Annotated in this window: 17 protein-coding genes and 1 pseudogene; 6 read left to right on the top strand and 12 right to left on the bottom strand. The window is 65.7% G+C overall.

Annotated elements, in window-relative coordinates; genetic code table 11:
• Nucleotides 1–16: 16 nt before the first annotated feature.
• The 3 genes from API01S_RS24530 to API01S_RS24520 all read right to left on the bottom strand — a co-directional run bounded on the left by API01S_RS24530 (nucleotide 17) and on the right by API01S_RS24520 (nucleotide 2,781).
• Nucleotides 17–988 carry a Bug family tripartite tricarboxylate transporter substrate binding protein gene (locus API01S_RS24530; protein WP_061306398.1) on the bottom strand — a complete coding sequence of 324 codons (972 nt, stop codon included), beginning with the start codon at nucleotides 986–988 and terminating at the stop codon, nucleotides 17–19.
• Between the two features lie 21 nt (nucleotides 989–1,009).
• Nucleotides 1,010–2,191, bottom strand: a complete 1,182-nt coding sequence (locus API01S_RS24525; protein WP_061306397.1) for a CaiB/BaiF CoA transferase family protein — start codon at nucleotides 2,189–2,191, stop codon at nucleotides 1,010–1,012.
• A gap of 161 nt (nucleotides 2,192–2,352) precedes the next feature.
• Nucleotides 2,353–2,781: a PaaI family thioesterase gene (locus tag API01S_RS24520; protein ID WP_006220736.1), complete on the bottom strand. Its 429-nt coding sequence runs from the start codon at nucleotides 2,779–2,781 to the stop codon at nucleotides 2,353–2,355.
• A 226-nt stretch (nucleotides 2,782–3,007) separates the two neighbouring features.
• Here API01S_RS24520 and API01S_RS24515 point away from each other — a divergent pair, with 226 nt between their 5' ends.
• On the top strand, nucleotides 3,008–3,880 hold the full coding sequence (locus tag API01S_RS24515; protein ID WP_006220737.1) for an NAD(P)-dependent oxidoreductase: 873 nt from the start codon (nucleotides 3,008–3,010) through the stop codon (nucleotides 3,878–3,880).
• 2 nt (nucleotides 3,881–3,882) lie between these two features.
• Here the strand turns inward: API01S_RS24515 and API01S_RS24510 are convergent, their stop codons facing one another.
• Together API01S_RS24510 and API01S_RS24505 are read right to left on the bottom strand one after the other, a co-directional pair.
• The gene (locus API01S_RS24510) at nucleotides 3,883–5,154 is read right to left on the bottom strand and encodes an MFS transporter (protein ID WP_006220738.1); all 1,272 of its coding nucleotides are present in this window, start codon (nucleotides 5,152–5,154) and stop codon (nucleotides 3,883–3,885) included.
• Nucleotides 5,155–5,462: 308 nt separating this feature from the next.
• Nucleotides 5,463–6,119 (bottom strand): GntR family transcriptional regulator, encoded by a 657-nt coding sequence (locus API01S_RS24505; RefSeq protein WP_006220739.1) that lies wholly within the window; start codon nucleotides 6,117–6,119, stop codon nucleotides 5,463–5,465.
• A 215-nt stretch (nucleotides 6,120–6,334) separates the two neighbouring features.
• On the opposite strand from API01S_RS24505, the gene API01S_RS24500 reads away from it, so the two are divergent.
• Nucleotides 6,335–7,321, top strand: coding sequence for a Bug family tripartite tricarboxylate transporter substrate binding protein (locus tag API01S_RS24500; protein ID WP_006220740.1), 987 nt, complete (start codon nucleotides 6,335–6,337; stop codon nucleotides 7,319–7,321).
• 24 nt (nucleotides 7,322–7,345) lie between these two features.
• On the top strand, nucleotides 7,346–8,941 hold the full coding sequence (gene ggt, locus API01S_RS24495) for a gamma-glutamyltransferase (RefSeq protein WP_061306396.1): 1,596 nt from the start codon (nucleotides 7,346–7,348) through the stop codon (nucleotides 8,939–8,941).
• A gap of 12 nt (nucleotides 8,942–8,953) precedes the next feature.
• Here ggt and API01S_RS24490 read toward each other — a convergent pair whose 3' ends face one another.
• Complete coding sequence (locus API01S_RS24490; protein ID WP_006220743.1) at nucleotides 8,954–9,655, bottom strand: response regulator; 702 nt, start codon at nucleotides 9,653–9,655, stop codon at nucleotides 8,954–8,956.
• A 305-nt stretch (nucleotides 9,656–9,960) separates the two neighbouring features.
• Between API01S_RS24490 and API01S_RS24485 the strand changes: the two genes are divergently transcribed.
• The 3 genes from API01S_RS24485 (at nucleotide 9,961) to API01S_RS24475 (ending at nucleotide 15,303) form a co-directional block, all read left to right on the top strand.
• Nucleotides 9,961–10,419: an Hpt domain-containing protein gene (locus tag API01S_RS24485; RefSeq protein WP_061306395.1), complete on the top strand. Its 459-nt coding sequence runs from the start codon at nucleotides 9,961–9,963 to the stop codon at nucleotides 10,417–10,419.
• 605 nt (nucleotides 10,420–11,024) lie between these two features.
• Entirely contained in the window at nucleotides 11,025–12,551 is a 1,527-nt protein-coding gene (locus API01S_RS24480) for a ShlB/FhaC/HecB family hemolysin secretion/activation protein (protein WP_167351737.1), read from the top strand.
• Nucleotides 12,552–12,618: 67 nt separating this feature from the next.
• Nucleotides 12,619–15,303, top strand: a complete 2,685-nt coding sequence (locus API01S_RS24475) for a two-partner secretion domain-containing protein (RefSeq protein ID WP_061306394.1) — start codon at nucleotides 12,619–12,621, stop codon at nucleotides 15,301–15,303.
• Nucleotides 15,304–15,588: 285 nt separating this feature from the next.
• Here API01S_RS24475 and API01S_RS24470 read toward each other — a convergent pair whose 3' ends face one another.
• The 6 genes and pseudogenes from API01S_RS24470 to API01S_RS24450 form a co-directional block, all read right to left on the bottom strand.
• Nucleotides 15,589–16,782 carry a fimbrial protein gene (locus API01S_RS24470; RefSeq protein ID WP_006220748.1) on the bottom strand — a complete coding sequence of 398 codons (1,194 nt, stop codon included), beginning with the start codon at nucleotides 16,780–16,782 and terminating at the stop codon, nucleotides 15,589–15,591.
• Nucleotides 16,783–16,834: 52 nt separating this feature from the next.
• Nucleotides 16,835–17,197, bottom strand: a complete 363-nt coding sequence (locus tag API01S_RS29675) for a fimbrial biogenesis chaperone (RefSeq protein WP_409360616.1) — start codon at nucleotides 17,195–17,197, stop codon at nucleotides 16,835–16,837.
• Nucleotides 17,180–17,575, bottom strand: a pseudogene (locus API01S_RS29670) (fimbrial biogenesis chaperone); the annotation flags it as partial. The pseudogene API01S_RS29670 and the gene API01S_RS29675, both read right to left, overlap by 18 nt.
• 47 nt (nucleotides 17,576–17,622) lie before the next feature.
• Nucleotides 17,623–20,232 (bottom strand): fimbria/pilus outer membrane usher protein, encoded by a 2,610-nt coding sequence (locus API01S_RS24460; protein ID WP_254598615.1) that lies wholly within the window; start codon nucleotides 20,230–20,232, stop codon nucleotides 17,623–17,625.
• 99 nt (nucleotides 20,233–20,331) lie between these two features.
• The gene (locus API01S_RS24455) at nucleotides 20,332–21,093 is read right to left on the bottom strand and encodes a fimbria/pilus periplasmic chaperone (protein WP_061306391.1); all 762 of its coding nucleotides are present in this window, start codon (nucleotides 21,091–21,093) and stop codon (nucleotides 20,332–20,334) included.
• Nucleotides 21,094–21,107: 14 nt separating this feature from the next.
• Complete coding sequence (locus API01S_RS24450; protein WP_061306390.1) at nucleotides 21,108–21,692, bottom strand: fimbrial protein; 585 nt, start codon at nucleotides 21,690–21,692, stop codon at nucleotides 21,108–21,110.
• Nucleotides 21,693–22,099 lie beyond the last annotated feature (407 nt).

Here is a 22,099-nt window from a genome sequence, read left to right as displayed (position 1 = left end):
TTCACATGCGCTCCTGTCACTGCATTTTCTCGAATTTGATGTCCTCGACCACCGTCTTCCAGTGACCGTAGGACTCTGCGATCAAGGCGCCGAATTCCTCGCGCGACATCGGGCTGGGCACGGCGCCCTGCCGTTCGATGGCCTCGACCGTGGCCGGGTCCGCCAATGTCTGGCGCACGGCTGCGTTCAAGGTGTCCAGCACGGCCGCCGGCGTGCCCGCAGGCGCGGCCAGGCCGAACCACGACGGGTGGTTCATGGCGGGCAGGCCCGCCTCGGCGTAAGTGGGCACGTCGGGCAGGACCTTGAGCCGCTGTCTGGCCGCGACCGCCAAGGGGCGGATGCGCTGCGCCTGGATCAACGGATAGGACGACGGGATGTTGTCGAACACCACCTGCACCTGGCCGGCGACCAGGTCGTTCAAGGCGGGGCCCAGCCCCTTGTAAGGCACATGCAGCATGCGCGTTCCGGTCGTCTTCATGAACAGTTCGCCATTCATATGGCTGAGTCCGCCATTGCCCGACGAGCCGAACGCGTACTTGCCGGGCTCGGCCTTAAGCAGCTTCAGAAAGGCCGGCAGGCTGGCCGCGGGCATGCCGGGGTTCACCACCAGCACGTTGGGCACGTCAGCCAGGTTGCTGATCGGCGCGAAATCGCGGACGGGATCGTAGGCGCTCTTGGCGTAGACGTTGGGGTTGACGGCGTGCGAGCTTTCGACGGCCATCACCAGCGTATAACCATCGGCCGGCTGCTTGGCGGCGTAGGCTGAACCGATGCTGCCGCCCGCGCCCGGCTTGTTTTCGATGATGACCGACTGGCCCAGTTGCGCGCCCAGCTTGTTGCCCACCACGCGGGCAATGATGTCGGTGGTGCCGCCCACGGCATAGGGCACCACCAGGCGGATGGGCTTGTCGGGATAGTCCGCGTTGGCCAGGCCGGGTGTGGCCAGGCAGGCCAGCAGGACTGCAAGCGTCGTGTGGATCGGTTTCATTGTTGTCTCCTCAGGGGTGGTTCAAATCGTGGCCGGACTGCCCAGCACTTGGTCGGTGTGTTCTCCCAGCAAGGGCGGCGCCGCCCCCAGCGCGTCAACCGGCGTGCCGGCCAACAGCGGGTTGCGCACCAGCCGCATTTCGCCCAGCACGGGATGCGCGGCGGTCTGCACCAATTGCCGATGCAGCACCTGCGGGTGGGCAAAGACCTCGTCCAGCGTGTGGATCGGCCCCCACGGCACGCCTCTACGGTCGAACGCGTCGGTCCAGTGCTGGCGCGGCGCGGCCGCCAAGACTTGCGCGACGCTCGCGCGCAGGCTGTCCATGTGCGCCAGGCGCGCGCTGTTGGTGGCGTAGCGGGCGTCCAGCGCCCATTCGGGATGGCCGGCCACTTCGCAAAAGCGGGAGAACTGACCGTCGTTGCCGATCGCCAGGATCAGGTGGCCGTCAGCGCACGCGAACACTTCGTAGGGCGCGCAGTTCGGATGGGCATTGCCGCTGCGCTTGGGCGCGACGCCGGACACCAGGTAGTTGGCGCCCTGATTGGCGTTGAGCGCCACGGCGACGTCAAGCAGGCAGATATCCAATGGCATGCCCTGCCCGGTCTGGTCGCGCTGGCGCAGGGCTGCCAACACGGCGGACGTGGCGTACATGCCCGTCATCAGGTCCACCACCGCGACTCCGGTGCGCAACGGACCCGCGCCGGGCGTGCCATCGGGCTGGCCGGTGTAGCTCATCAGCCCGCCCATGCCCTGGAACACGTAGTCGTAGCCGGGCTTTTGGGCCAGGGGGCCGGACTGGCCGTAGCCGGTGATGGACAGATAGATCAGGCGCGGGTTGATGCGAGCGAGGGTGTCGTAGTCCAGCCCATACTTGCGCAGCCCGCCCGCCTTGTAGTTTTCGACCAGGATGTCGGCGTCGGCCACCAGCTCGCGCACGCGGTCGGCGCCCGCTTCCGAGGCGAAGTCGATGGCGACCGACTGCTTGCCCCGGTTGCACGCCATGAAATAGGCGGACATGGCCGCGCCGCCGTCTTCGGATTGCAGGTCAGGCGGGCCCCAGCCGCGCGTATCGTCGCCGCGCGTAGGGTGTTCGATCTTGATGACCTGGGCGCCCAGGTCGGCCAGGTTCTGCGTGCACCAGGGGCCGGCGAGTATGCGCGACAAGTCCACGACTTTGATGCCGCGCAGGGCGTTGTGAAGCATAGTGTCTCCGTTGTTCAACTGCTTTCGGAGAATTATGTTCGCGCCCTCGTTCCATGAGGAGTTGAAAGTTTCGAACGCTGCGTTCGTGGCTTTTCAAAGCTGTTTCGCAGCGTGGGCGCGGGCGTGAGCCGCGCGTGATGCGCCGTGCGTGCGCCCGGCCGTCAGCCGTCCGACACGGGCGATGGCGCGGCGCGCACGGCGAACACGGCGTTCGCCTTGAGCATGACGCGTCCGTCCGCGCGCAGCAGGCAGTGGGCGTAGATCAGGCGCTTGCCCTGCTTGTCGATCTGCACATGCGCTTGCAGCCAGTCGCCGGGCTGCACCGCGTTCAGGTATTCCACCGACATTTGCACCGTCACGATCGACACCTGCGCCTGTTCGGCGATGGTGTGCCCCAGCGCGCTGTCCGCCAGCGTGGCCAACAGGCCGCCGTGCGCCATGCCATGCATGTTGGTGTGCGCTTCGTTGACACGCAGCGCCAGCACGCTGTCGGCGTCGCGCCGGTACAGCGTGCCCAGGTCCGCCAGATGCGTCATGAACGGACTGCTGGGGCGCCACGGCGCAAAGCCTTCGGGTATGGAATCAGTCATGGCGTGAAATCAAGAGCATCCGATATTGGATGGCTGAAAGTATCGCAAACCCCATCTGCTCGGACATACCCGATGGCAAGAGTTGTACGCGCAGCGTACGCAAACAGCAGGTGCCCTGGATTGCAAGCACAGGCGCAACTTGGTCGCGCGGCGGCTTCATGCCCGGGGAGATCTAAGAGTAAGATTTACGCCACAACATTCCTATACATGGCAGGAGCAGTCGAAGATGGCGAAAGTCGGCATGGTTGGTATTGGCCTCATGGGCCACGGCATTGCAAGCAATCTGGTCAAGCATGGTCACACGCTGACAGTGCTTGAGCATCCGGGCAATCAGCCCCTGGACGCGCTGAAAGCGGCTGGCGCGACCAGCGTGGCCAGCGGCGCCGCGCTGGCGGCTCAGTCGGACGTCATCATCCTTTGCGTTACCGGCAGCCCGCAGGTCGAAGCCGTGCTGCTGTCCGAAGGCGGCGTGCTGGAAGGCTTGCGCGCGGGCACGGTCATCATCGACTGCTCGACCGCCATTCCGTCGTCGACCGTCAAGGTTGCCGAGGCCGTGACGGATGCCGGCGGCCGCTTCCTGGACGCGCCAATGACGCGCACGCCCAAGGAGGCCGCCGAAGGCCGCTTGAACCTGCTGGTCGGCGGCGACGCGGCGCTGTTCGAAGAGTGCAAGCCCATCCTGGCCTGCTTTGCCGAAAACATCACGCATGCCGGCCCCGTGGGCGCCGGCCATCGCATGAAGCTGCTGCACAACTACGTGTCCTTGGGCGTGGTGGCCTTGCTGTCCGAAGCCGCCGCGTGCGCGCTGCGCTCGGATATCGACCCGGCCGTGTTCGCCGACGTGCTGGGCAAGGGCGGCGGCGGCGGCGTGGCGCTGGAACGCATCAAGCCCTATCTGTTGGAGCAGGATCCGTCGTCACTGCGCTTTTTCATGTCGAACGCGCAAAAGGACCTGTCCTACTACAACACCATGGCGGCCGAAGCCGGCGCCGTGCGCGAGATCGGCGCCGCCGTGCAGCACACGTTCGACCAGGCCGTGACGCAAGGCGGTGGCGAACGCTACGTGCCGGAACTGGTCACGCTCTTGAAAGACCGCTGATTTCAGCGGCTGGCGGTTGCCGGCGCGCGCGCAAGGCCGCGTCCGGGCAACCGCAAAGAGATGGCGGCCGCCAGCAGCAGCAACACGCCAGCGGATCCGAAAGCGACCCAGTGCGTGTGGAAGGTGTCGAACGCCCAGCCCCCCAGCCACGAGCTGATCATGCCGCCCACCTGATGACCCAGGTAGGTCAGGCCATACAGCACGCCGACCAGGCGGATGCCATAGACGTCCGCCAGGATGGCCGAGGACAAGGCGATGCTGCCCGCCCACACGATGCCGCCGATGGTGGCCGCCGCGTACAGCTCCCAATGCGCGCCCACCATCACGAGCGCGAAGAAACCCAATCCCCGCACCAGATAGATCGCCGCCAGGATATTGCGCCGCTCGACCTGGTCGGACATGCGGCCCAGCACCAGCGTGCTGAAGATGGCGACCAGCCCGATCAGGCCGATGCCCAGCGAACTGGTGGTGGCGTCAAAGCCATGGTCCATCAGCATGGGCATGCCGTGCGTACCCAGCAGGTTCATGCTGTAGCCACAGGCGAACAGGCCCAGCGCCACCTGCCAGAACGGCAGCGTGCGCAGGGCGTCGCGCACATTCGGCGCGGGGGCCTTGCTGGTGGGCGAGGCGGTGCGCGCCGATGCCTTGCCGTCAGGAATCTGGTGCGGCAAGAGGTCGGTGTGTTCGGGCGCTGCATCGCGCATGACGAACAGCGCCATCGGCACGGTCAACAAGGCGAACAGCACGGCGAAGGCCAACAGCGTTTCCTGCCAACCCACGGCGGCAATCGCAAAGGTCAGCGTGGGCGTCATCAAGGCAATGCCGGCCATGGAGCCGGTAGACAGGAAAAACAGCGCCATGCCGCGCTGCCGCGTGAACCAGCGGCTGATGATGGGCGTCAGTGCCACGGGGCTGGTGAAGGCCAGGCCGACGGACAACGCCACGCCGAAGGACAGCAGGAATTCGATGGGACCGCGCGCGAACACCGTCCACAACGCAGAGGCCACGACGATGGCTGTGCCCGTCAGGAGCACGAAGCGCGTACCGCGCACGCTGACCAGGTAGCCCGCCAGGGGCATGGCCAGGCCATAGCAGAGCATGCCCACCGCAACGATGCCCGACAGCAGGCTGCGCGAAAACCCCAGGCCGTCGGCCATGGGCAGGAAAAACGGCCCGATGCCCATGCGCAGCCCCACCGTCAGCAGGGTGAGTACCGCGGCGGCGCCGACGATGTTCCAGCCGAAATACCAGCCGCCCGACTCTTGCTTGTTCAAAACCCGTCTCCTCGATGTCTTTTTATGGCCGTGGACGCGCCAGGGCTTGCAGACACCGCAGGACAGGCGCGGATGACATTCCGCTATCGATACGGGTGAGAAGGACGCGGCGCGAATCGGCGTGTTCTTGCCGGGGCCAGAGGCCGGCCGACGCGACATATTACTCCCGGCTATAAGCCGAAAGCCTGCGTGATGAGAAAACCTGTTCGGTCAGCGGGCATCGGCGCAACACCTTGCGAGCAACGACGCAAGCGTGCGCCACAGTCAGCGCAGGCAGCCGCCCTCGCCTCGCGCCCGCCAGGACAGCATCAGCCCTTTTTTTCCAGGAAGGCCTGCAACGCGGGCACCGTGTTCAACACGTGCTGGCGCATTGCCGCTTCGCAGCGCGCCGGGTCGCGCGTTTGCAGCGCGTCGATCAGCTCTTGATGCGATTCGCGCACGCGCAGCACGCGGCCGGGCTGTGCCGCCCACAGGCGCATGTAGGGCTCGACGACGGAATGCAGCTCGGAGATCTGACGTAGCAGCCGGGGCTGCTGGCAGAAGCTGCACAGGTATTCATGAAATTCCCGGTGCGCGGACGTCCAGTCCAGATAGTCGCTGGAACCCTGGTCCAGCTGTTCCAGCATATTGGTCAGGCGGCGCACGTGTTCGGCGTTCATGTGCAGGACGGCATTGCGCATGGCCAGCCCTTCCAGCACCGAGCGCATTTCGAACACTTCCAGCATTTCCTGGTGGTTCAGGCCCCGCACCACCGCGCCGCGATTGGCGCGGATTTCAACCAAGCCTTCAGAGGCCAGCCGGCGCAGCGCGCCGCGCACCGGCATGCGGCTGGTGCCGATCTCGGTGGCGACCACGTCGGGCACCAGGCGTTGGCCCGGCGCATAGTGGCCCAGGCGGATTTCGCGTTGCAGATGGAGGTAAGCCTCGTCTTCGGCGCTGATCGCTGTCTTCTGGAATTGCAGCATTGTCGTTCCCGGGGCTTGGAAGCCGCCATGATAGATAAACGCAAAAATAACACAAACTGGATCCAGTGATCCATGGATGCAAACACCAATGGTCCGCAGAAGAGGCCTCCCGTCTAATTGCCTGCGGCCGGTCCCTTTTGGGGCGGGTCACGCGGCGGAAGGGGCAGCAGACCCGCCCGGCGCGATCACTCCATAACGCGATCAAGGGGAATCCAATGAAATTTCGTCTCATCCGGACGCTGGCCGGCCTGGCCGCCGCTGCCTTCGCGGCCCAGGCCGGCGCACAAACCGCCGCCGCCGACACCGATTGGCCGCAGCACCCCGTGCGCATCGTCGTGCCGTTCCAGGCCGGCTCCGCCACGGACCTGATCTCGCGCCAACTGGGCGCGGCGCTGGCCACCGAACTGGGCCAGCCCTTCGTGGTTGAAGCGCGCCCCGGCGCTGCGGCGGCTATCGGCAGCGCCTCGGTGGCCCGCTCGGCGCCCGACGGCTACACGCTGTTGATGGGTGGCCCCGCCGCCGTCGTCACCAACCGCTTCATGCAAAAGCGCCTGTCCTACGACCCGGACGCGTTCGCGCTGGTGTCGCTCGTGGCCTACACGCCGAACATCCTGCTGGCCAACCCCCAACAGCCCTTCAAGACGTTGCCCGAGATGGTGGCCTATGCACGCGCCAATCCGGGCAAGCTGACCTATGCGTCGTTCGGCACGGGCACGACCTCGCACATGGCGGGCGAAATGCTCAAGTCCATCGCCGGCATCGACATCCTGCACGTGCCCTACAAGGGCGCGGGCGAAGCCATCCCGGCCCTGCTCTCCGGCCAGGTGTCGATGTACTTCGACACCATCATGACCGGCTTGCCGCAGGTCAAGAGCGGCGCGCTGCTTGCGCTGGGCATGTCCAATTCGAAGCGCTCCGCGCTGGCGCCGGACATTCCCACCATCGCCGAACAAGGCTATGCGGGCTACGACATCGCCCCGTGGTACGGCCTGGTCGCGCCGGAAGGCACGCCCGCCCCGATTCTGGAAAAGCTCAACCGCGCCGTGAACAAGGTGCTGGCGGATCCGACGTTGCGCGGTAAGCTCGCCGAAGCCGGCGCCGAGCCGCGTGGTGGCAGCCGCGAGGAATTCGCCGCTTTCATCAAGGCCGAAATTCCGCGTACCAAGCAGCTGATCGACCAAGCCGGCATCACCCCGCAGTAATCCTAAACCACGAGTTCCAGCATCATGCCCCCCTCCTTCGATTGGTCTTTTCCGTACGCTTCCCGAAAAATGCCGGTCCTGGCCGCCAATGCGGTCGCGACCAGCCAGCCGCTGGCGGCGCAGGCGGGGCTACGCATGCTGCTGGCCGGTGGCAATGCCGTTGACAGCGCCATTGCCACCGCGATTGCCCTCACGGTGGTCGAACCCGTCATGAACGGCATCGGCGGCGACATGTTCGCGCTGGTCTGGCACGACGGCCGGCTGCATGGCTTGAATTCCAGCGGCTGCGCGCCCGCCGCCTGGACCCCCGAATACTTCAATGGCCGCGAGGCCATGCCCGGCACCGGTTGGGGCACCGTCACGGTGCCTGGCCAGGTCGCCGGCTGGAAGGCGCTGTCCGACCGCTTTGGCAAGCTGCCCTTCGCCAAGCTGTTCGAGCCGGCCATCGCCTATGCCGAGGAAGGCTTCCCCATATCGCCCACCATCGCGCGCCAATGGGCGACGCAGGCGCCCAAGCTGGCGCACGAACCCGGTTTCGCCGAGGCCTTCCTGCCGCAAGGACGCGCCCCCCAAGCCGGCGAATGGTGGCGCTTCCCGGCGCAGGGCAAGACCCTGCGCGACATTGCGCAAAGCGGCGGCGACAGCTTTTATCGCGGCGAACTCGCCCGCAAGATCAGCGACTTCGCCAGCCAGACGGGCGGCGCACTGAGCGCCACGGATCTCGCCGAGCATCGCCCGGAATGGGTCGCGCCCATCTCGCAATCGTTCCGCGATGTCGAACTGCACGAAATTCCGCCCAACGGCCAAGGCATTTCCGCGCTGATGGCGCTGGGCATGCTGGAACAGTTCGACCTGGAAGGCATGGGCGTGGACAGCGCCGACTACTACCACGTCAGCATCGAAGCGATGAAGCTGGCGTTTGCGGACCTGCATCATCACGTGGCCGACCCGCGCCACATGCGCACGGACGCCAAGGCCTTGCTGGACCGCGCCTACCTGGCCGAGCGCGCGCGCCTGATCTCGATGGACCGCGCCAGCGTGCCCACGGCCGGCACGCCCGCCACGGGCGGCACCGTCTACCTGACCACCGCCGATGCGGACGGCACCATGGTGTCGTTCATCCAGTCCAACTACCACGGCTTCGGTTCCGGCGTCGTGGTGCCGGGCACGGGCATCAGCCTGCACAACCGAGGCTTGAATTTCGTGCTGACGCCCGGCCACGCCAATCAGGTGGCGCCGCGCAAAAAGCCCATGCACACGATCATCCCCGCGTTCGTCACGCGCGGCGGCCAGGCGCTGATGTCGTTCGGCGTGATGGGCGGATCGATGCAGGCGCAAGGCCATCTGCAAATGGTCACGCGGCTGGCGGCGTTCAAGCAGAACCCGCAGGCGATGAGCGATGCGCCGCGCTTCCGCGTCGAGAAGGGCCCGGTTGTGAATGTGGAATCGCATCTGCCCGCCGACGTGGTGCAGACGCTGCGCGAGCGCGGCCACAATGTGGCGGTGGCGCCGGTGGACAGCCTGGAATTCGGTTCGGCGCAATTGATTTGCCGCTTGCCGCAGGGCGGCTACGTGGCGGCATCGGATTCGCGACGCGACGGCCAGGCGGTCGGCTTCTGACCTCCAGCGGCTTCAGGCCGGGGTCCAGACCGCCTTTTCCTGCCGGGGCAATGCCGGAAAGCCGCCATCGCCCAGCTGGCTCTGGACCGCGTCCGCCCCGTACTTGATCAGGTCGGCGTCGCGTTCGATACCCAGCTTGCGCATGGCGCTTCGCTTCTGCGAGCTGACCGTCTGCACGCTGCGATGCGACATCTGCGAAATTTCCGTGACCGTCGCGCCTGCGCAGAACAGGCGCACGATCTCGGCTTCGCGCTTGGTCAGCCGCGCGCGCCCCAGCACGAAAGCCTGGTTGACGATCATGTCCTTGATGGTGGGCGAGTAGTAGGTCTTGCCCTGGTACATGGCGTGCACGGCGTTGATGATGTGGCTGGTGGAATCCGACTTGCTCAACACGCAAAGATTCTCGTAAGCCAATAAGGCGCGGATCAGCGTGGGATTGTCGATCATGGTCAGCACCGCCACGCGCAGCGCGGGATAGCGCCGTCGCAACAGAGCGATCAGGCCCAGGCCATCGCCATATTTACCGCCCGGCATGGTGTAGTCCGACACGACCACATCGCAGTGCTGCGTTTCAAGCCGCGCGACCAGATCGGTGGAGTTTTCGGCGCATCCGATGACATCGATGGCCGGGTCCAGTCCAAGTTCATAGCTGACCCCCAGCGCCACGGCGGGGTGGTCGTCGGCGACGATCACGCGAATGTATCGTGATGACATTGCTGCATTTCCCTCTTCCACATCGGGACCCCCCGGGCAACATATTGCCTTGCACGTGGGGATAACGCCCGACGCAAGCAAGTTCCATTTTTTCATCGGCTGAGTTGCATGGGTGACCGCCGCGTGAAGCGATATCGATAGACCGATATAGTGCTGCGGTACCGTCAATAAGAGAATAGGAATACTACGAAAATACCCCACTCGCAACGATCCGGCGCGCGAGTCAGACGCATCCCCATCACGCCCAACCGGCTTTCGCGATTATCGTCAAAACACGCAGAGTTGCAAGACCATCCAGCACGCTCATGAAGAAGAACGACAACGAAGACCCTGCACGATCCCTGGACCGGCGCAGCCCTGCACAGTATGAGCGCGCTGCGCACAGCGTCGTCCCGACCGCTGCGCGGCTGCGGCACGAGCGCCGAGTACGCACGCTTTACGAGCTGACGGGCGCGGACCCGGCGCGCATCCGCACGCTGGCCCACGCCTTCATCAAGGCCAACGATATCGACATGGGACGCGTGCAGGTCTTGCACGCCAGCAATGATCGCGCCGCGCTGCGCCAGCTGGCGCACCGCATCAAAGGCGCGGCGCAGATGACGGGCGACGCGCAGTTAAGCCGGCTCTGTTCGGTACTGAGCGAAGCCTGTTTGGAATCGCAAGGTGATCTGCTATCGCTGGACGCCATCGTTTTGCAACTGCACGACGCATTGAAAGAGTTTGGCGAATCGTGTCGGCGCATGGCCTTTGACGCGCAGCCATGACGCCAGCGCGGCGGGCTGCGCGCGCCTTTCCGATACCGTCCGTATATCGGATTCTCTGCACACAATCTTAGTCATCACATAGGCAATTCGTAGTCGTCTTAGCGCGACGCGTGCCCCACCTTCGTATAGTCATTCGACGCTGCACGTGCTGGGTTCTGGCGCGGTCCGGGCCCTTGTGGCAACGGGTACGCACGGGTCCGTCACCAGCCCCGATACATCGGCTACCTCGGATGGTGCGAATGAAAATGCGGCAACCCGATACCGGCGGGTTTTCTCCGGCTGATGGCTTTTGCACGCCCACTGCTACCCGCCGATCGGCGTTCACGCATGCCCGCTGCGCGAGGCGAGCGCCTCGGTTCACGTGGTCCGACCGCGCGGTCTGGTCCGCCTTATTCATGGGGCTGCCATGGCGCGCGCGGCCTGCATGGCAAATATGCCACGCACATCTCACGCGGTCTGCGCGGACGACATGCGCCACCTGCGCGGCCAGCGCGGCGCTGCTCTGTACCGCCCCGATCCACGCGCAACTTCCGGACGCGGGCCGTTCGCTGCGCGACCTGGAAGCCACCATTCCCGCGCCGCCCCCTGCTCGGCCCGCGCCATCCTTGAACCTGCCCGGCCCCGAGCCGGCAGGCGTCAACACCGAACCCGACGCGGCGCGCGCGGGCACCGTGATCGTTCGCGGCTTTGTGCTGGGCGGCAACGCCGTCTATGACGCGGCCACGTTGCAGGCCCTGCTGGCCGACCTGAGCGGATCCGAACAGGACCTGGATGGGCTGCGGGCGGCGGCCGCCCGCATCTCGGCGCACTATCGGCGCGACGGCTATCTGCTGGCCCGCGCGTATCTGCCCGTTCAGCAGGTTCAGGACGGCATGATCCGCATCCAGGTCGTGGAAGGCGTGTACGGCCAGATTGTGCTGAACAACGCGTCACGCACGCGCGACGCCGCATTGACGCCCCTGCTCGCGGCCCTGCCCGACGGCCAGGCCGTGCATGGCGGCGACCTGGAAAGCGCGTTGCTGCGTCTGAACGACATGCCGGGCGTGATCGCCCGGGGCACCCTGCGCGCGGGCGCCACGCCGGGCGCGACGGACCTGATCGTCAACGCAGAGCCGGGGCCATGGATCGCGGGCAGCATCGACGCCGACAACTACGGCGGCCTCTATACAGGCGAATACCGCCTGAGCCTCGCGGCAAGCCTGAACAGCCCGCTGGCGCTGGGCGACCAGTTCGACATGCGATTGCTGTCCAGCGACCGCACGCAGCGCTACTACCACCTGGACTATTCAGCGCCCGTCGGCCCCTGGTCCACGCGCGTGGGGGTGGGCGCGTCCAACATGCGCTACGAACTGGGCCGCGAGTTCACTGAGCTACAGGCGCATGGACGCGCGCAGAACAGCAACGTGTCGCTTCGGCAGACCGTGCTGCGCAGCCGCGACGCCAATGTCCAGGCCTCGCTACAGTACGAGCACAAACGCCTGCGCGACGATTACGACGCCTTCGATCTGTCGCGCGTGCAACGCATCGACTTGTGGACGGCCGCGCTGAGCGCCGGCGTCACCGACACGCTGTTCGGCGGCGCAAGCAACGGCGGCTATCTGGCCGTGTCGCGAGGCAACCTGCGCTTTGGCGACGACACCCAGCGGCGCGACGACCGCCAGGTCAAACACTCGGGCGGCGGCTTCGGCGTGGTCAGCCTGAGCCTGAGCCGCCTGCAACGCACGGGCGGGCCGTTCCAGGTATATGGGCGCGTGCGCTCGCAATGGGCCAGCAAGAACCTGGACAGCGCCGAGAAATTCAGCCTGGGCGGCCCCTATGGCGTGCGCGCCTACGCCCCGGGCGCGGCCAGCGGCGACCAGGGCTGGCAAGCCACCGGCGAGCTGCGCTACCTGCCGCTGCCGGGCTTGCAGTTCACGGGCTTTTTCGACACCGGCTCCGTTCAGACGAACAAACGCGCCTGGACAGCGGAGCGCAACCGCCAATCGCTCAGCGCATTCGGCCTGGGCGTCGCCCATGGCGGCGCACACCACCTGGTCAGCGTCAGCGCCGCGTGGCCCTGGAGCCAGAGCGACGGGGCGGCGGCTACCGATCGGCAACCGCGCTTCTGGGTGCAGGCCACCCGCTACTTCTGAGTCTCACCCCACCCGCTACGTCGCGCGCACTCCTGCTCGCACGCAGCATTTTCCCCAGGAGGAAAACATGAACAAGACCTTTGCATTGGTTTGGAGCGACACGCGTGGCGGCTGGGTCGCCGCCAGCGAATGCGCGCGCCGACGCGGAAAATCCGCGGGCGGACTGCGCCTGAGCGCCGTGGCGCTGGCCTTGCTGGGCGCGGTCGGCCTTGCCCAGGCGCAGGACTTGCCCACGACGGGCGTCATCCAGCACGGCACGGGCCAGATCGCCGTGGAAGCCGATAAAAAGACCATGCGGATTCAGCAAAAGACGGACAAGATGATCATCGATTGGCAACGCTTTGACATCGGCGAAGGCAAGCAGGTGATATTCGATCAGCCGGGGCGTTCGTCTGCGGTGCTGAACAAGGTGTTGGGCATGCATTTCAGTCATATCAATGGCGCTCTTACCTCGAATGGCCGCGTGTTCCTGATGAACCCAAACGGCATCTACTTTGGTTCAAGTTCCCAAGTGAAAGTGGGCGGCCTGGTCGCCTCGACCAAATTGGTCAGCGACGACGACTTTCTCGGCGATGGGCTGATGCGTTTCAGCGGCAGAAGCAACGCGTCGGTCGTAAATGACGGGAGCATCACCGCAGAAGATGGCGGCAGCGTCGTCATGTTGAGCGAAGGGGTCAGCAACTACGGCCATATTCGAGCCGACCAGGGGGGTATCGCGCTGGGGTCTGGACAAGCATTCATTCTGGGCTTTGGTGGCAATTCCATGTTGGACCTTCAGGTCGAACGAGGCGCGATGAATGCCATTGTGGAGAACATGGGCACATTGCAAGCCAACGGTGGAAAGGTCCTGCTCAAGGGCCGTTCCACCGACGGCGTCGGCGCGCTGGTCGTCAACAACGCAGGCCTGATCGAAGCCCGGTCACTGAACGGCAAGTCCGGCGCCATCGTGCTGGACGGCGGTGACTCCGCCCAGATCGACGTAGGGGGCAAGCTGATCGCCACGGGCGGGGACGGGATGCCGGGCGGCACGGTGTGGCTCAGGGGCAAGTCCGTACTCTTTCGTCCCGATGTCCTGATCGACACGCGCTCGGCATCCGGCAATAACGGCCTGCTGTCGATCATCTCTACCCACATCAGCGTCGCCCGGGACGCGTATGCGGCGGGCCCCGGCACCACCTTGGCCGCACGAACGCTCAACAAGAATCTGGAGACAAACAACGTCTCGCTCATCAGCACGGCCGGCGACGTCGCGATCCACGCCCCGCTGCAATGGGACAACGGTTCGGCCCTGTCCTTCCAGGCGGCGCGGCACGTCCACGTGAACGCCCCGATCACAGCCAAGGGCAATGGCGCGTCCGTCGCCGTGCGATCGCAAGAGGGAGACCTGCGCGTCAATGCCCACGTCAGGCTGGCCGGTGACAACGCGGCGCTGGCGATGATCGCGAAGTCCAACTTCGAGCTGGGCAGGGGCGCATCCCTGGAACTGAGCGGCAAGGACGCCACCTATGAAACGCGCGAGGGCCGCTATACCGTCATCAACGACATCAGCCAATGGGAGTCGATGAACCAGGACCTGGCCGGCCGTTACGCGCTGGGCAAGAGCCTGGAGGGCGGCGGCCCGATGGCCACCATCGGCAACGATCAAGCCGCCTTCACCGGCGAATTCGAGGGGCTGGGCCACACCCTGAGCAAGTTCGATGTCCGCGGCAACAACCACGCGGGCCTCTTCGCCCAGTCCTCGGGCAACATCCGCAACCTGAACCTGTCGGACATTTCGGTCACCACCGCCAAGGGTGCGCAATCGCCCATTAAGGCCGCCGGCGCGCTGGTGGGCACCCATTCGGGGACCATCACCAACGTGCACGCAACAGGTTCGCAGCTGACAGACCTGGGCGCGGGCCATGGCGCCGTGGGCGGCCTGGTGGGCCGTAGCAACGAAGGCCAGATCGAGCGTTCCAGCGTCACGGCGTCCACGCTCAAGGCCAAGGGCGGCCGCGTCGGCGGGCTGATCGGCGACAACAACGGCGGCTTCATCAGCGAATCCCGCGCGGAGGTGGCCGTGCACGTTTCGGACAACGTGCATGCAGGAGGCTTCGCCGGCTACAACGGCGCGGGCGGCACGCTCTACAACGTGCAGTCACGCGGTGCGCTGACGCATAGCGGCGATTCCGGCAACGGTCACTTCGGCGGCCTGGTCGGCGCCAACGACGCGATCATTGCCCAGTCCTCCGCCTTCGGCAACGTCCACGTGCAAAGCGGTGCGGCCTTCTCGGTCGGCGGACTGGCAGGCTACAACGGCGGGACCATCGACAACGTCACCGCCAGCGGCCACGTCAGCGGCGGTCACAACAGCGCCATCGGCGGACTGGTCGGCTACAACAACGGAAAGCTCATGCAAGCCGAAGCCAAGGGCAACGTCTCGGGGCGGGACTGGGGCGACGTCGGCGCACTCGTGGGCGTGAACCGGGGCACGATCCATCAGGCCGTCGCGCGTGGCAGCGCCCGGGGCGAATTCAAGAGCCGGGTGGGAGGCCTGGCCGGACGCAATCTTGTCACCGGGGAAATCATGGGCGGCTCCGCATATGGTGAAGTCAGCGGCGGCCTGTTCGCCACACTGGGCGGCCTGGCTGGCGAGAACGCAGGACTGATCCATCAGTCGCATGCGCGCAATAGCGTCAACCATCCGTGGTGGTTGTGGCTGCTGCAAACCCGTGGCCCCGTGGCGGGCCATAACAGCGGCACCATCTGGTAAGGGGCGCGGGCAAGGCGTCCGTCAAGGGACGCCTTGCTCGTGTGCGCTTGCCGGGCGCTAGCTGAAGACGCGTAGTCAAGACGCATCTTCAAGGACGCTTCTTCAAGACGCCTCTTCGATTCGCAGCATTGACCCCGGCCTGAAGGTGCAAGCGCTCGGGCTGCCACTTCAAGTCGACACGGCGCTCGCAGAGCAAAGCACGTCGGCGCTAGAATGCAGCGGGCGCGATGCCACCGGATCGCGCCCGCTTTGCATGAGTGAGCCCCGCGGCTGCGACGCGACTACCTAGGGAAATTCAAACGTGAACTCGGCCGCAGCGTTGGCCACGCCGCCTTGCAGATCGTTGCGGTCCTTGGCCGTGCGGATATAGCGCGCCGCCAGGGACAATTTTGCGCCGCCGTCCAAGGGAACCATGGCGTATTCGGGTCCGTAAGCGCCGCCGACGGGTCCGAAGCGCACGCGCTCGTCGTTGCCGTCCTCGACGATGATGCCGATGCCCTTGGCCGGCTGTCGCCCATCGGCATAGGCGTCGCGCAAGGCCAGGACGGAGTCCGTGCCGGCGACCAGGCCGCTCTTGGCCCGGAATTTGACCTGCGGCCGCGCTAGCGCGCTGCATCGGTTCAACTGGATGTGAAAGGGCTTGGCGGCAGACGTCACTCCCTCGGCCGGAAAGTCAGCGACGTAGGCAGGCGGCATGTCCACCCTGATGTCCTGGTGTGCGCCCGCCTCGCAATGATGTTTGACGTCGATGCTCTGCCCATCCCCATTGGCGCCCATGCCGAAAATCCGGTCTCCCTGGTAGACGGACTCGATAACACAGAGCTTTGCGCCGGGTGGATCCGTGGGCAACGATTGCTCCCAGTGCGGGAGGGGGACCATCGCGCCCACGCCGACGGCGCCCACGGGCGCGGTGAAAAACCCTATCGCCATACCCATATCGGCAGCGACGCCTGTGACCCGCAATTTAAGCGGCAGATCTTCGGGCTTGGCCGTCAATATCAACTGCTGCCGGTACTCTGCTCTATACAAAACGAATCCGCTGCCAGAGGACGGTCGTTCAAGGTCGTGGGCCGCCAAGACCCGATGCATGCGGGCAGTGTTTATTGGAGCGTCCTGAAACAGGATCCGCAACCCAATCCCCTGCACGTTGGTGGGCACGGCGCCGTGGATGTCGATAGGCGGTTTGAACCACATTGCCGAGACCAGCAGCCGGAATTTCTCCTCCTCGCCAGGCAGGCCCACCACGGTATAACGAAGCAGAATCGGCGCGAATCTTTCGTACAGCACTTGACCGGGCTCCGACTGCGTAGTCAACGGTTCGACCACACGCCAGTCCGAACCAAAAGCGTCGCTCAGCTTGCAATCCGCTGCCGCAAGCACCTCGTCGGCCGCCAACGCCCATTGCGGTGCGGCGCTGCACATCAGCCACAACGCCCACGCCTTCCACCCACACGCACGCCGCGTACGTTTCTTGTCCATGTCGTCTCCTAGCCCCGGATGCCGCGAGCCATCGCTGCCCTGCGGTCCGGTTTCAGTTGGGAAGGGCCACGCCCAGTGGCAGGCGGCCCTCGATGATTTCGCCGTCGTCGTTGGCGGCTTGATATCGCAATGCGTTCTTGCCCGCGGCGGGCGCCGCCCCCTGCGGCAGCCGGAACCGCGTTCGCGCCAGGGGCGCAATGGTCAGGCCGCTCAGGGCGATCGGCGGCCGAAGCGAGCCAGGTTTGCCGGCCGCGCCGGACGCCCGCTCCAGTTCCAGGCTCGCAAGCGACACCACATACGGCGTGGCGTTGTGCGCCTCGATTTCGTTCTCGGCGGGCAGGTAGGTCCACGCCACCTTGCCAATGGCGTCCTCGGCGGTTCCCGGCAGGCCTGGCGGCCTGAACAGCACTTTCATGCGCAGCCGATAAGCCAGCTGCAACAGGTTCGCCTGCGCCGGGTCGCGCGCGGGCACTTCCAGGAAGTTGATCCAGAAAACGGATTCACGATCCTGCGGCATCGGCTCGCCCGTGTGACTGAGCAGCAGGTTCGTGCGCCCCGCCGGATCCAGCCGGAACACGGGCGGAGTCAGCAGGAAGGGCACGGACACCCGGGCGGGGTCGGCGTCGGCATCGCCCGCGTCCAGCCAGCTCTGCACCAGGATGGGACGCTGTCCGGCATTGCCGGTGCGCAAGGTCAGCGCCTTTTGCCCGGCCGGGTAGACGAAGCGCGTGCCCGTGACGACCAGATTCGCGTGCGCGGGACACCCGCATGCAAGCCCGAGTGCAATCGCCATCGCCAGCGTCAGGCAGGCATCGCGCCATCGGACGAGCCAGCGCGGGCTCATCGCAGCGACAGCGGACCGACGCCGCCCCCAGGAACCCCATCGTTGCGCAGCGAGACGCAGGGCAATTGCAGGACGTCGTACGCGCCGCCGTTGCGCGCCTGACGGTCGGGCAGCACATAATCGATGCCGCAGCGCTCTTGCTCGCCTTCGCCCCATTCGATGCGCACCGCGCCCTGGTCCGCCTCGGCCCGCATCACCACCCGGCTGCCCTGCCCCACCGCGCCCACCGCCAAGCCGCTGCGCGCATCGAGGGCCTGCGCGCCGAACGGCAAAGGCGAGCCGTCGTCGCGGGTGCTGACGATGAGGACCTGGCGTGCACGCAGCGTGGGGTAGACCAGCTTGACGATGGCGCCCGCGCGCGGCGCGACGTTCAACGAACTGGCCTTGAGCTCGATGTCATCGGGCAGGTCGGCCGGGTCGACGTCCACCGAATTCAAACGATACGGGCTCAAGCTGCCGACCACCGCATAGCCGCCGCCGTCCACCCGGTTCAGGCCGTAGCCCACACGCGCGCCCTGCGCATTGTCGGCCTGGACCAGCGCCACCGTTTCGCCCAGGGTCTGCGCCAGCGTTACGCCGCCGCCATGCAGCAACATGGCGCCCGTGGCACTGAGCGATGCCTGACGATAGCCCGCGCCCTGCCCCATGCTGGCGGACACCGTGCCCTGCGCGTAGTCGTAACCCACGCCCGCGTCGATGGCGTTGTCGCTCGTGCGGCCATTGCGAGAGGCCGACACCGAGTACGTCGCCGCGCCCCCGTCGTCCAGCGCGCCGCTGACGCTGGAGGACAGACGCGCACCGTCACGGCTGTCCGCGCTGTAGACCGCGCTGAGACGTGGCGCGCGGCGCGTCATGGACGCGCCCAGCGGAATGGCGACGCTGACGGTCACCTGCGTGCTCTTCTGGCTGCCGCCGGCCCAGTACGCGCCCGCCGCCGCGCTATGCACGCGCTGTAGCGCAATCGAATAGGACACGTCGTTCCAGTCGTTGTTGTAGCCCAGCGAAAAGTTGACATCGCCGCCCGCCTGCGACCAATAGTTAGACGCCGATGCCGACGCATACAGGCTGCCCCAGCGTGGGCCCAGCGTCTGGCTGAGGTTCAGGTCGAAGCGGCTGCGCATGCGGCCCTCGCGCTGATAGCGGTAGCCGGCGGGCAGGCTGCCCAGCGCCACCGCGTCGCGCAAGCCCACATAGCCGCTCGTGGAATAGCGGTACGCCAGCAGCGAGAAATTCGTGCCGCTATTAGGCAAGTCCTTGCTGTAGGTCAGCCGGTAGCTGGCGCCCGAACGCTTGCCTTCCAGCGGCAGGTCGGCGCGCGCGCCCGTCACGTCGGCGGCAAACGCGCCCAGCCGCGTGCTGATCGCCGCGCCCAGCAGCGCCGAGCGGTAGTGATCCGTGAACGCCAGGCCGCCGTAACCCGTGACGGCATCGCCGATGCCGCGCTTGAGCGTGCCCTGCATCACATATTGGGAACTGGCGCGCAGTCCCGGATCGGCCGCGCGCCCCGCGGTCAGGCTGTACTGGGTCATGCCCGGACGCAGCAGTTGCACGATGGTGGCAAACGGCACCACGAAACTGCGCAGGCTGCCGTCTGCTTCGGTCACCCGCACTTCCAGGTCGCCGCCATAGCTGGCCGCGCGCACGTCTTCGATGGCGAAAGAGCCGGGCGCGACAGTGGTTTCATAGATGAGAAATCCGCGCTGATAGACCGACACCTTGGCGTTGCTGTTGGCGGTGCCGCGCACGATGGGTGCGTAGTAGCGCAGAGTCTCGGGCAGCATGCGGTCGTCGCTGGCCAGTTGCACACCCCGAAAAGACACGGCATCGAAGAGTTCGCCGCTGGTGGAACTTTCGCCTAGCAGCAGTTGCGTCTGCCAGGCAGGGATGTCGGTTTGCAGGTAATAGGAACTGGCCTGATAGCGGGTGCCGCTTTGCTCGGACCAGTACGCCGAACCCCTGTGGCGAATTCGCAGCGCGCCAAGGTTCAGCCCGGCGTTCAGCCCGGCATACCCGCGCGTCATGCGCTGGCCATTGCTTTGCGTAGAGAACACGTTGGCGTTGTAATTGATGCGCGCAGCGGTGATGCCGCTGTCCCACTGCGACGGATCTACATAGCGGTTCGAGACCGCCAGCTTTTGAAGATAGTCGGGATAGGTCACGTAAAGGGCCAGCTGGGCCATGTCCACGCGGATTTTCGCGCCGGGCACGTAGCGCGCCAGGTCCTCGCAGGACGGCGTCGACGGCAGCGGTTCCACGCCGTCCGCGCGCGACACCTTGCCCAGATCCAGGCCGCCCAGCGCCAGCATCTGCGCGTCGTAGCACGGCACGGCGCTCTCCTGGCCCGGCACGTGACGGAATTCCACGACCTGGATGCCACGCCACTGGCCATTGAAATACAGGTCCAGCCGATGCATGCCCGCCTGCGCAAAGTTGGCGTGCTGAAAGCGCCGCGTATCGATGGTGGGGCCGCCCACTTCCTGCATCAGCATGTAGGGGTCGAACACCGCAACTTCATCTTGCGCCCAGGCGCTGGCGACTGCGATCGAGCAGGCGGCCGCCGCGACGCAGCAACGGGCGCGTCGAGACAGGCCGGAACGTCGCCGCATCCAGGGACGCGCGCAAGAAGACTGGCGAACGCAGGTTCGCGCCGATACCGATAGGCAGGAGGACAAGCCGGACAAGCTCCGCGTACAAGGTTCCACGACTCAATCAAGCAGGCGCTTGTTGAGGACGCGCCGACCGCCGAAATCGTTGATGGCTTCGTAGCGGACGGCGAATGCGCCATCGCGCACGCCGGACGCTTCCACAAGCAACGGGAATCTGGCCTGGGCGAAGGGCGCGACCATGCCGTTGTCGACATCGATCTTGCGATTGCCCGAGACCAGCTCGATGCGCGCAAAGGACACATGGAAAGGCGTGGGATTCGAGACTTCCAGCGCGCGCTTACCCTCTGCGGTGCGCACCAGCTTCCAGGTGAGCTTGTCAGGCGCCACGGCAGCCTCATCGCGCAGCGTGGCTGGCCGGAAGAAGATCTTGATTCTTGTCTGGAACGAAAACTGCAGGATGTTGGCGACCGCCGGATCACGCGGCGGCGTCTCCACGACGTTCAGGTAAAAAACACTTTCGCGATCGGTCGGCAGCGGTTCCTGGGTATACGTGATGCGTATGTTGGCCGCGCTGTTCGGTTCGATCCGCATGATGGGCGGCGTCAGAACAAACGGCACGCGCAGCTCGGCGGGCAGGAGATTTTCCCTGCCATCGTCGATCCAGCTTTGGGCCAGCACCGGCGAGCCGCCGTTGTTGCGCACCAGCATGATTGCATCGCGAACGTCGGACTTGATGACCAGGCGCGTGCCTTGCAGTACCAGTGCGGCCTGGGCGGGAATCGCCCAGGCGCACAGGACCAAAGCGAGCGACAGCACGTGCGCGAGCGCGGAACGGGCAGACGCCCCGATGATCGTCTTCATGGCTATCGTCAGGCTCAGTTGTAGCGCAGCGTGTAGGTCACGAACGAATCGCCGTCGCCATAACCGACCGACGTGGCCGACGGGTCGGCGGGCACGTATTTGGCCGAGTAGTACAGGACGGCCTGGCTGTTCTTGACCTCGGCCACTTGCGGGTTGGGGTCGACGATGCCCAGGCGGATGGGCGAGGTGTTGACGGGAGCCTCGGAGCGGTTGTTGCGGATCTGGATCTGCACGCCCGCCGCAGGGTTAGCACCGACCAGTTTCAGATTGCCCGTGACCTTGTCGACGTTCGGGTGGTTGGCATGAAACTGCAAGTGCACCTTGGTTTCGTCAGCGCACTCGGCCGAGCCGTGCACCCTGATCTGGAAGTCTCGTTCGGGCGCTGAACCCTGGACGATGTCCTCGGGCTTGACCGTACCGAACGAAGGGACGTCGACTACGCCGTTGGCGCCGCCCACGCTGCCTTCGACGTCGCACGTCACGTCATTGATCGAGCCGAAGAAGTTGACGGTGCCGCCTGCGGCAAAGCTTGCGCCAGGGGCAAACGTGGCCGCAAGCAAGCCTGCGGCGGCAAGGGATGTCACGATACTGCGCTTCATGCGAGTTCCTCTTGAGGAGATTGGAAGGGCGGCCTGCATCTGGGCGCCTCGACGGATGATTGGGGTCATTGCCGCGCGCGGCTGCCTGGCCGTCCATGCGTTGATGCCTGCCCGGCCAGACACGGCCGGACCCGCTTAGGGTGCTCGCCAACCCCGGCATGGCATGCCGCGGGGATGGGTTGCAGCGAGCCCCTGAACGATACGATTTAGAGGCGGCAAATTAACTAGGAGGATGCTTAATTGGCGCTCTGATAAATCAGAAAAAACGCGAGATATCAGGGGTATGGCGAAGAACTGTATTGCTGCGTTGCAAAACGCAATCCGACTGCTTGTACAAGGGTTTTTGTACGACGATTGATGCGGCGCGTTAAGACTTCCCGGGCCGTGTTCGCCAGCGACAAAAGTGA

This window comes from Achromobacter piechaudii NBRC 102461 (genome assembly GCF_001571245.1).
Classification (GTDB): domain Bacteria; phylum Pseudomonadota; class Gammaproteobacteria; order Burkholderiales; family Burkholderiaceae_B; genus Achromobacter; species Achromobacter piechaudii.
This window is presented reverse-complemented; position numbering and strand designations above follow the sequence as displayed.

What these genes read in the sequence shown, in the direction of transcription:
- API01S_RS24490 (WP_006220743.1), bottom strand. Translation starts at nt 9,655, where the DNA reads ATGTCATCACGATACATTCGCGTGATCGTCGCCGACGACCACCCCGCC.
- API01S_RS24485 (WP_061306395.1), top strand. Translation starts at nt 9,961, where the DNA reads ATGAAGAAGAACGACAACGAAGACCCTGCACGATCCCTGGACCGGCGC.
- API01S_RS24475 (WP_061306394.1), top strand. Translation starts at nt 12,619, where the DNA reads ATGAACAAGACCTTTGCATTGGTTTGGAGCGACACGCGTGGCGGCTGG.
- API01S_RS24450 (WP_061306390.1), bottom strand. Translation starts at nt 21,692, where the DNA reads ATGAAGCGCAGTATCGTGACATCCCTTGCCGCCGCAGGCTTGCTTGCG.
- API01S_RS24470 (WP_006220748.1), bottom strand. Translation starts at nt 16,782, where the DNA reads ATGGACAAGAAACGTACGCGGCGTGCGTGTGGGTGGAAGGCGTGGGCG.
- API01S_RS29675 (WP_409360616.1), bottom strand. Translation starts at nt 17,197, where the DNA reads ATGAAAGTGCTGTTCAGGCCGCCAGGCCTGCCGGGAACCGCCGAGGAC.
- API01S_RS24505 (WP_006220739.1), bottom strand. Translation starts at nt 6,119, where the DNA reads ATGCTGCAATTCCAGAAGACAGCGATCAGCGCCGAAGACGAGGCTTAC.
- API01S_RS24525 (WP_061306397.1), bottom strand. Translation starts at nt 2,191, where the DNA reads ATGCTTCACAACGCCCTGCGCGGCATCAAAGTCGTGGACTTGTCGCGC.
- API01S_RS24530 (WP_061306398.1), bottom strand. Translation starts at nt 988, where the DNA reads ATGAAACCGATCCACACGACGCTTGCAGTCCTGCTGGCCTGCCTGGCC.
- API01S_RS24515 (WP_006220737.1), top strand. Translation starts at nt 3,008, where the DNA reads ATGGCGAAAGTCGGCATGGTTGGTATTGGCCTCATGGGCCACGGCATT.
- ggt (WP_061306396.1), top strand. Translation starts at nt 7,346, where the DNA reads ATGCCCCCCTCCTTCGATTGGTCTTTTCCGTACGCTTCCCGAAAAATG.
- API01S_RS24455 (WP_061306391.1), bottom strand. Translation starts at nt 21,093, where the DNA reads ATGAAGACGATCATCGGGGCGTCTGCCCGTTCCGCGCTCGCGCACGTG.
- API01S_RS24460 (WP_254598615.1), bottom strand. Translation starts at nt 20,232, where the DNA reads ATGCGGCGACGTTCCGGCCTGTCTCGACGCGCCCGTTGCTGCGTCGCG.
- API01S_RS24500 (WP_006220740.1), top strand. Translation starts at nt 6,335, where the DNA reads ATGAAATTTCGTCTCATCCGGACGCTGGCCGGCCTGGCCGCCGCTGCC.
- API01S_RS24520 (WP_006220736.1), bottom strand. Translation starts at nt 2,781, where the DNA reads ATGACTGATTCCATACCCGAAGGCTTTGCGCCGTGGCGCCCCAGCAGT.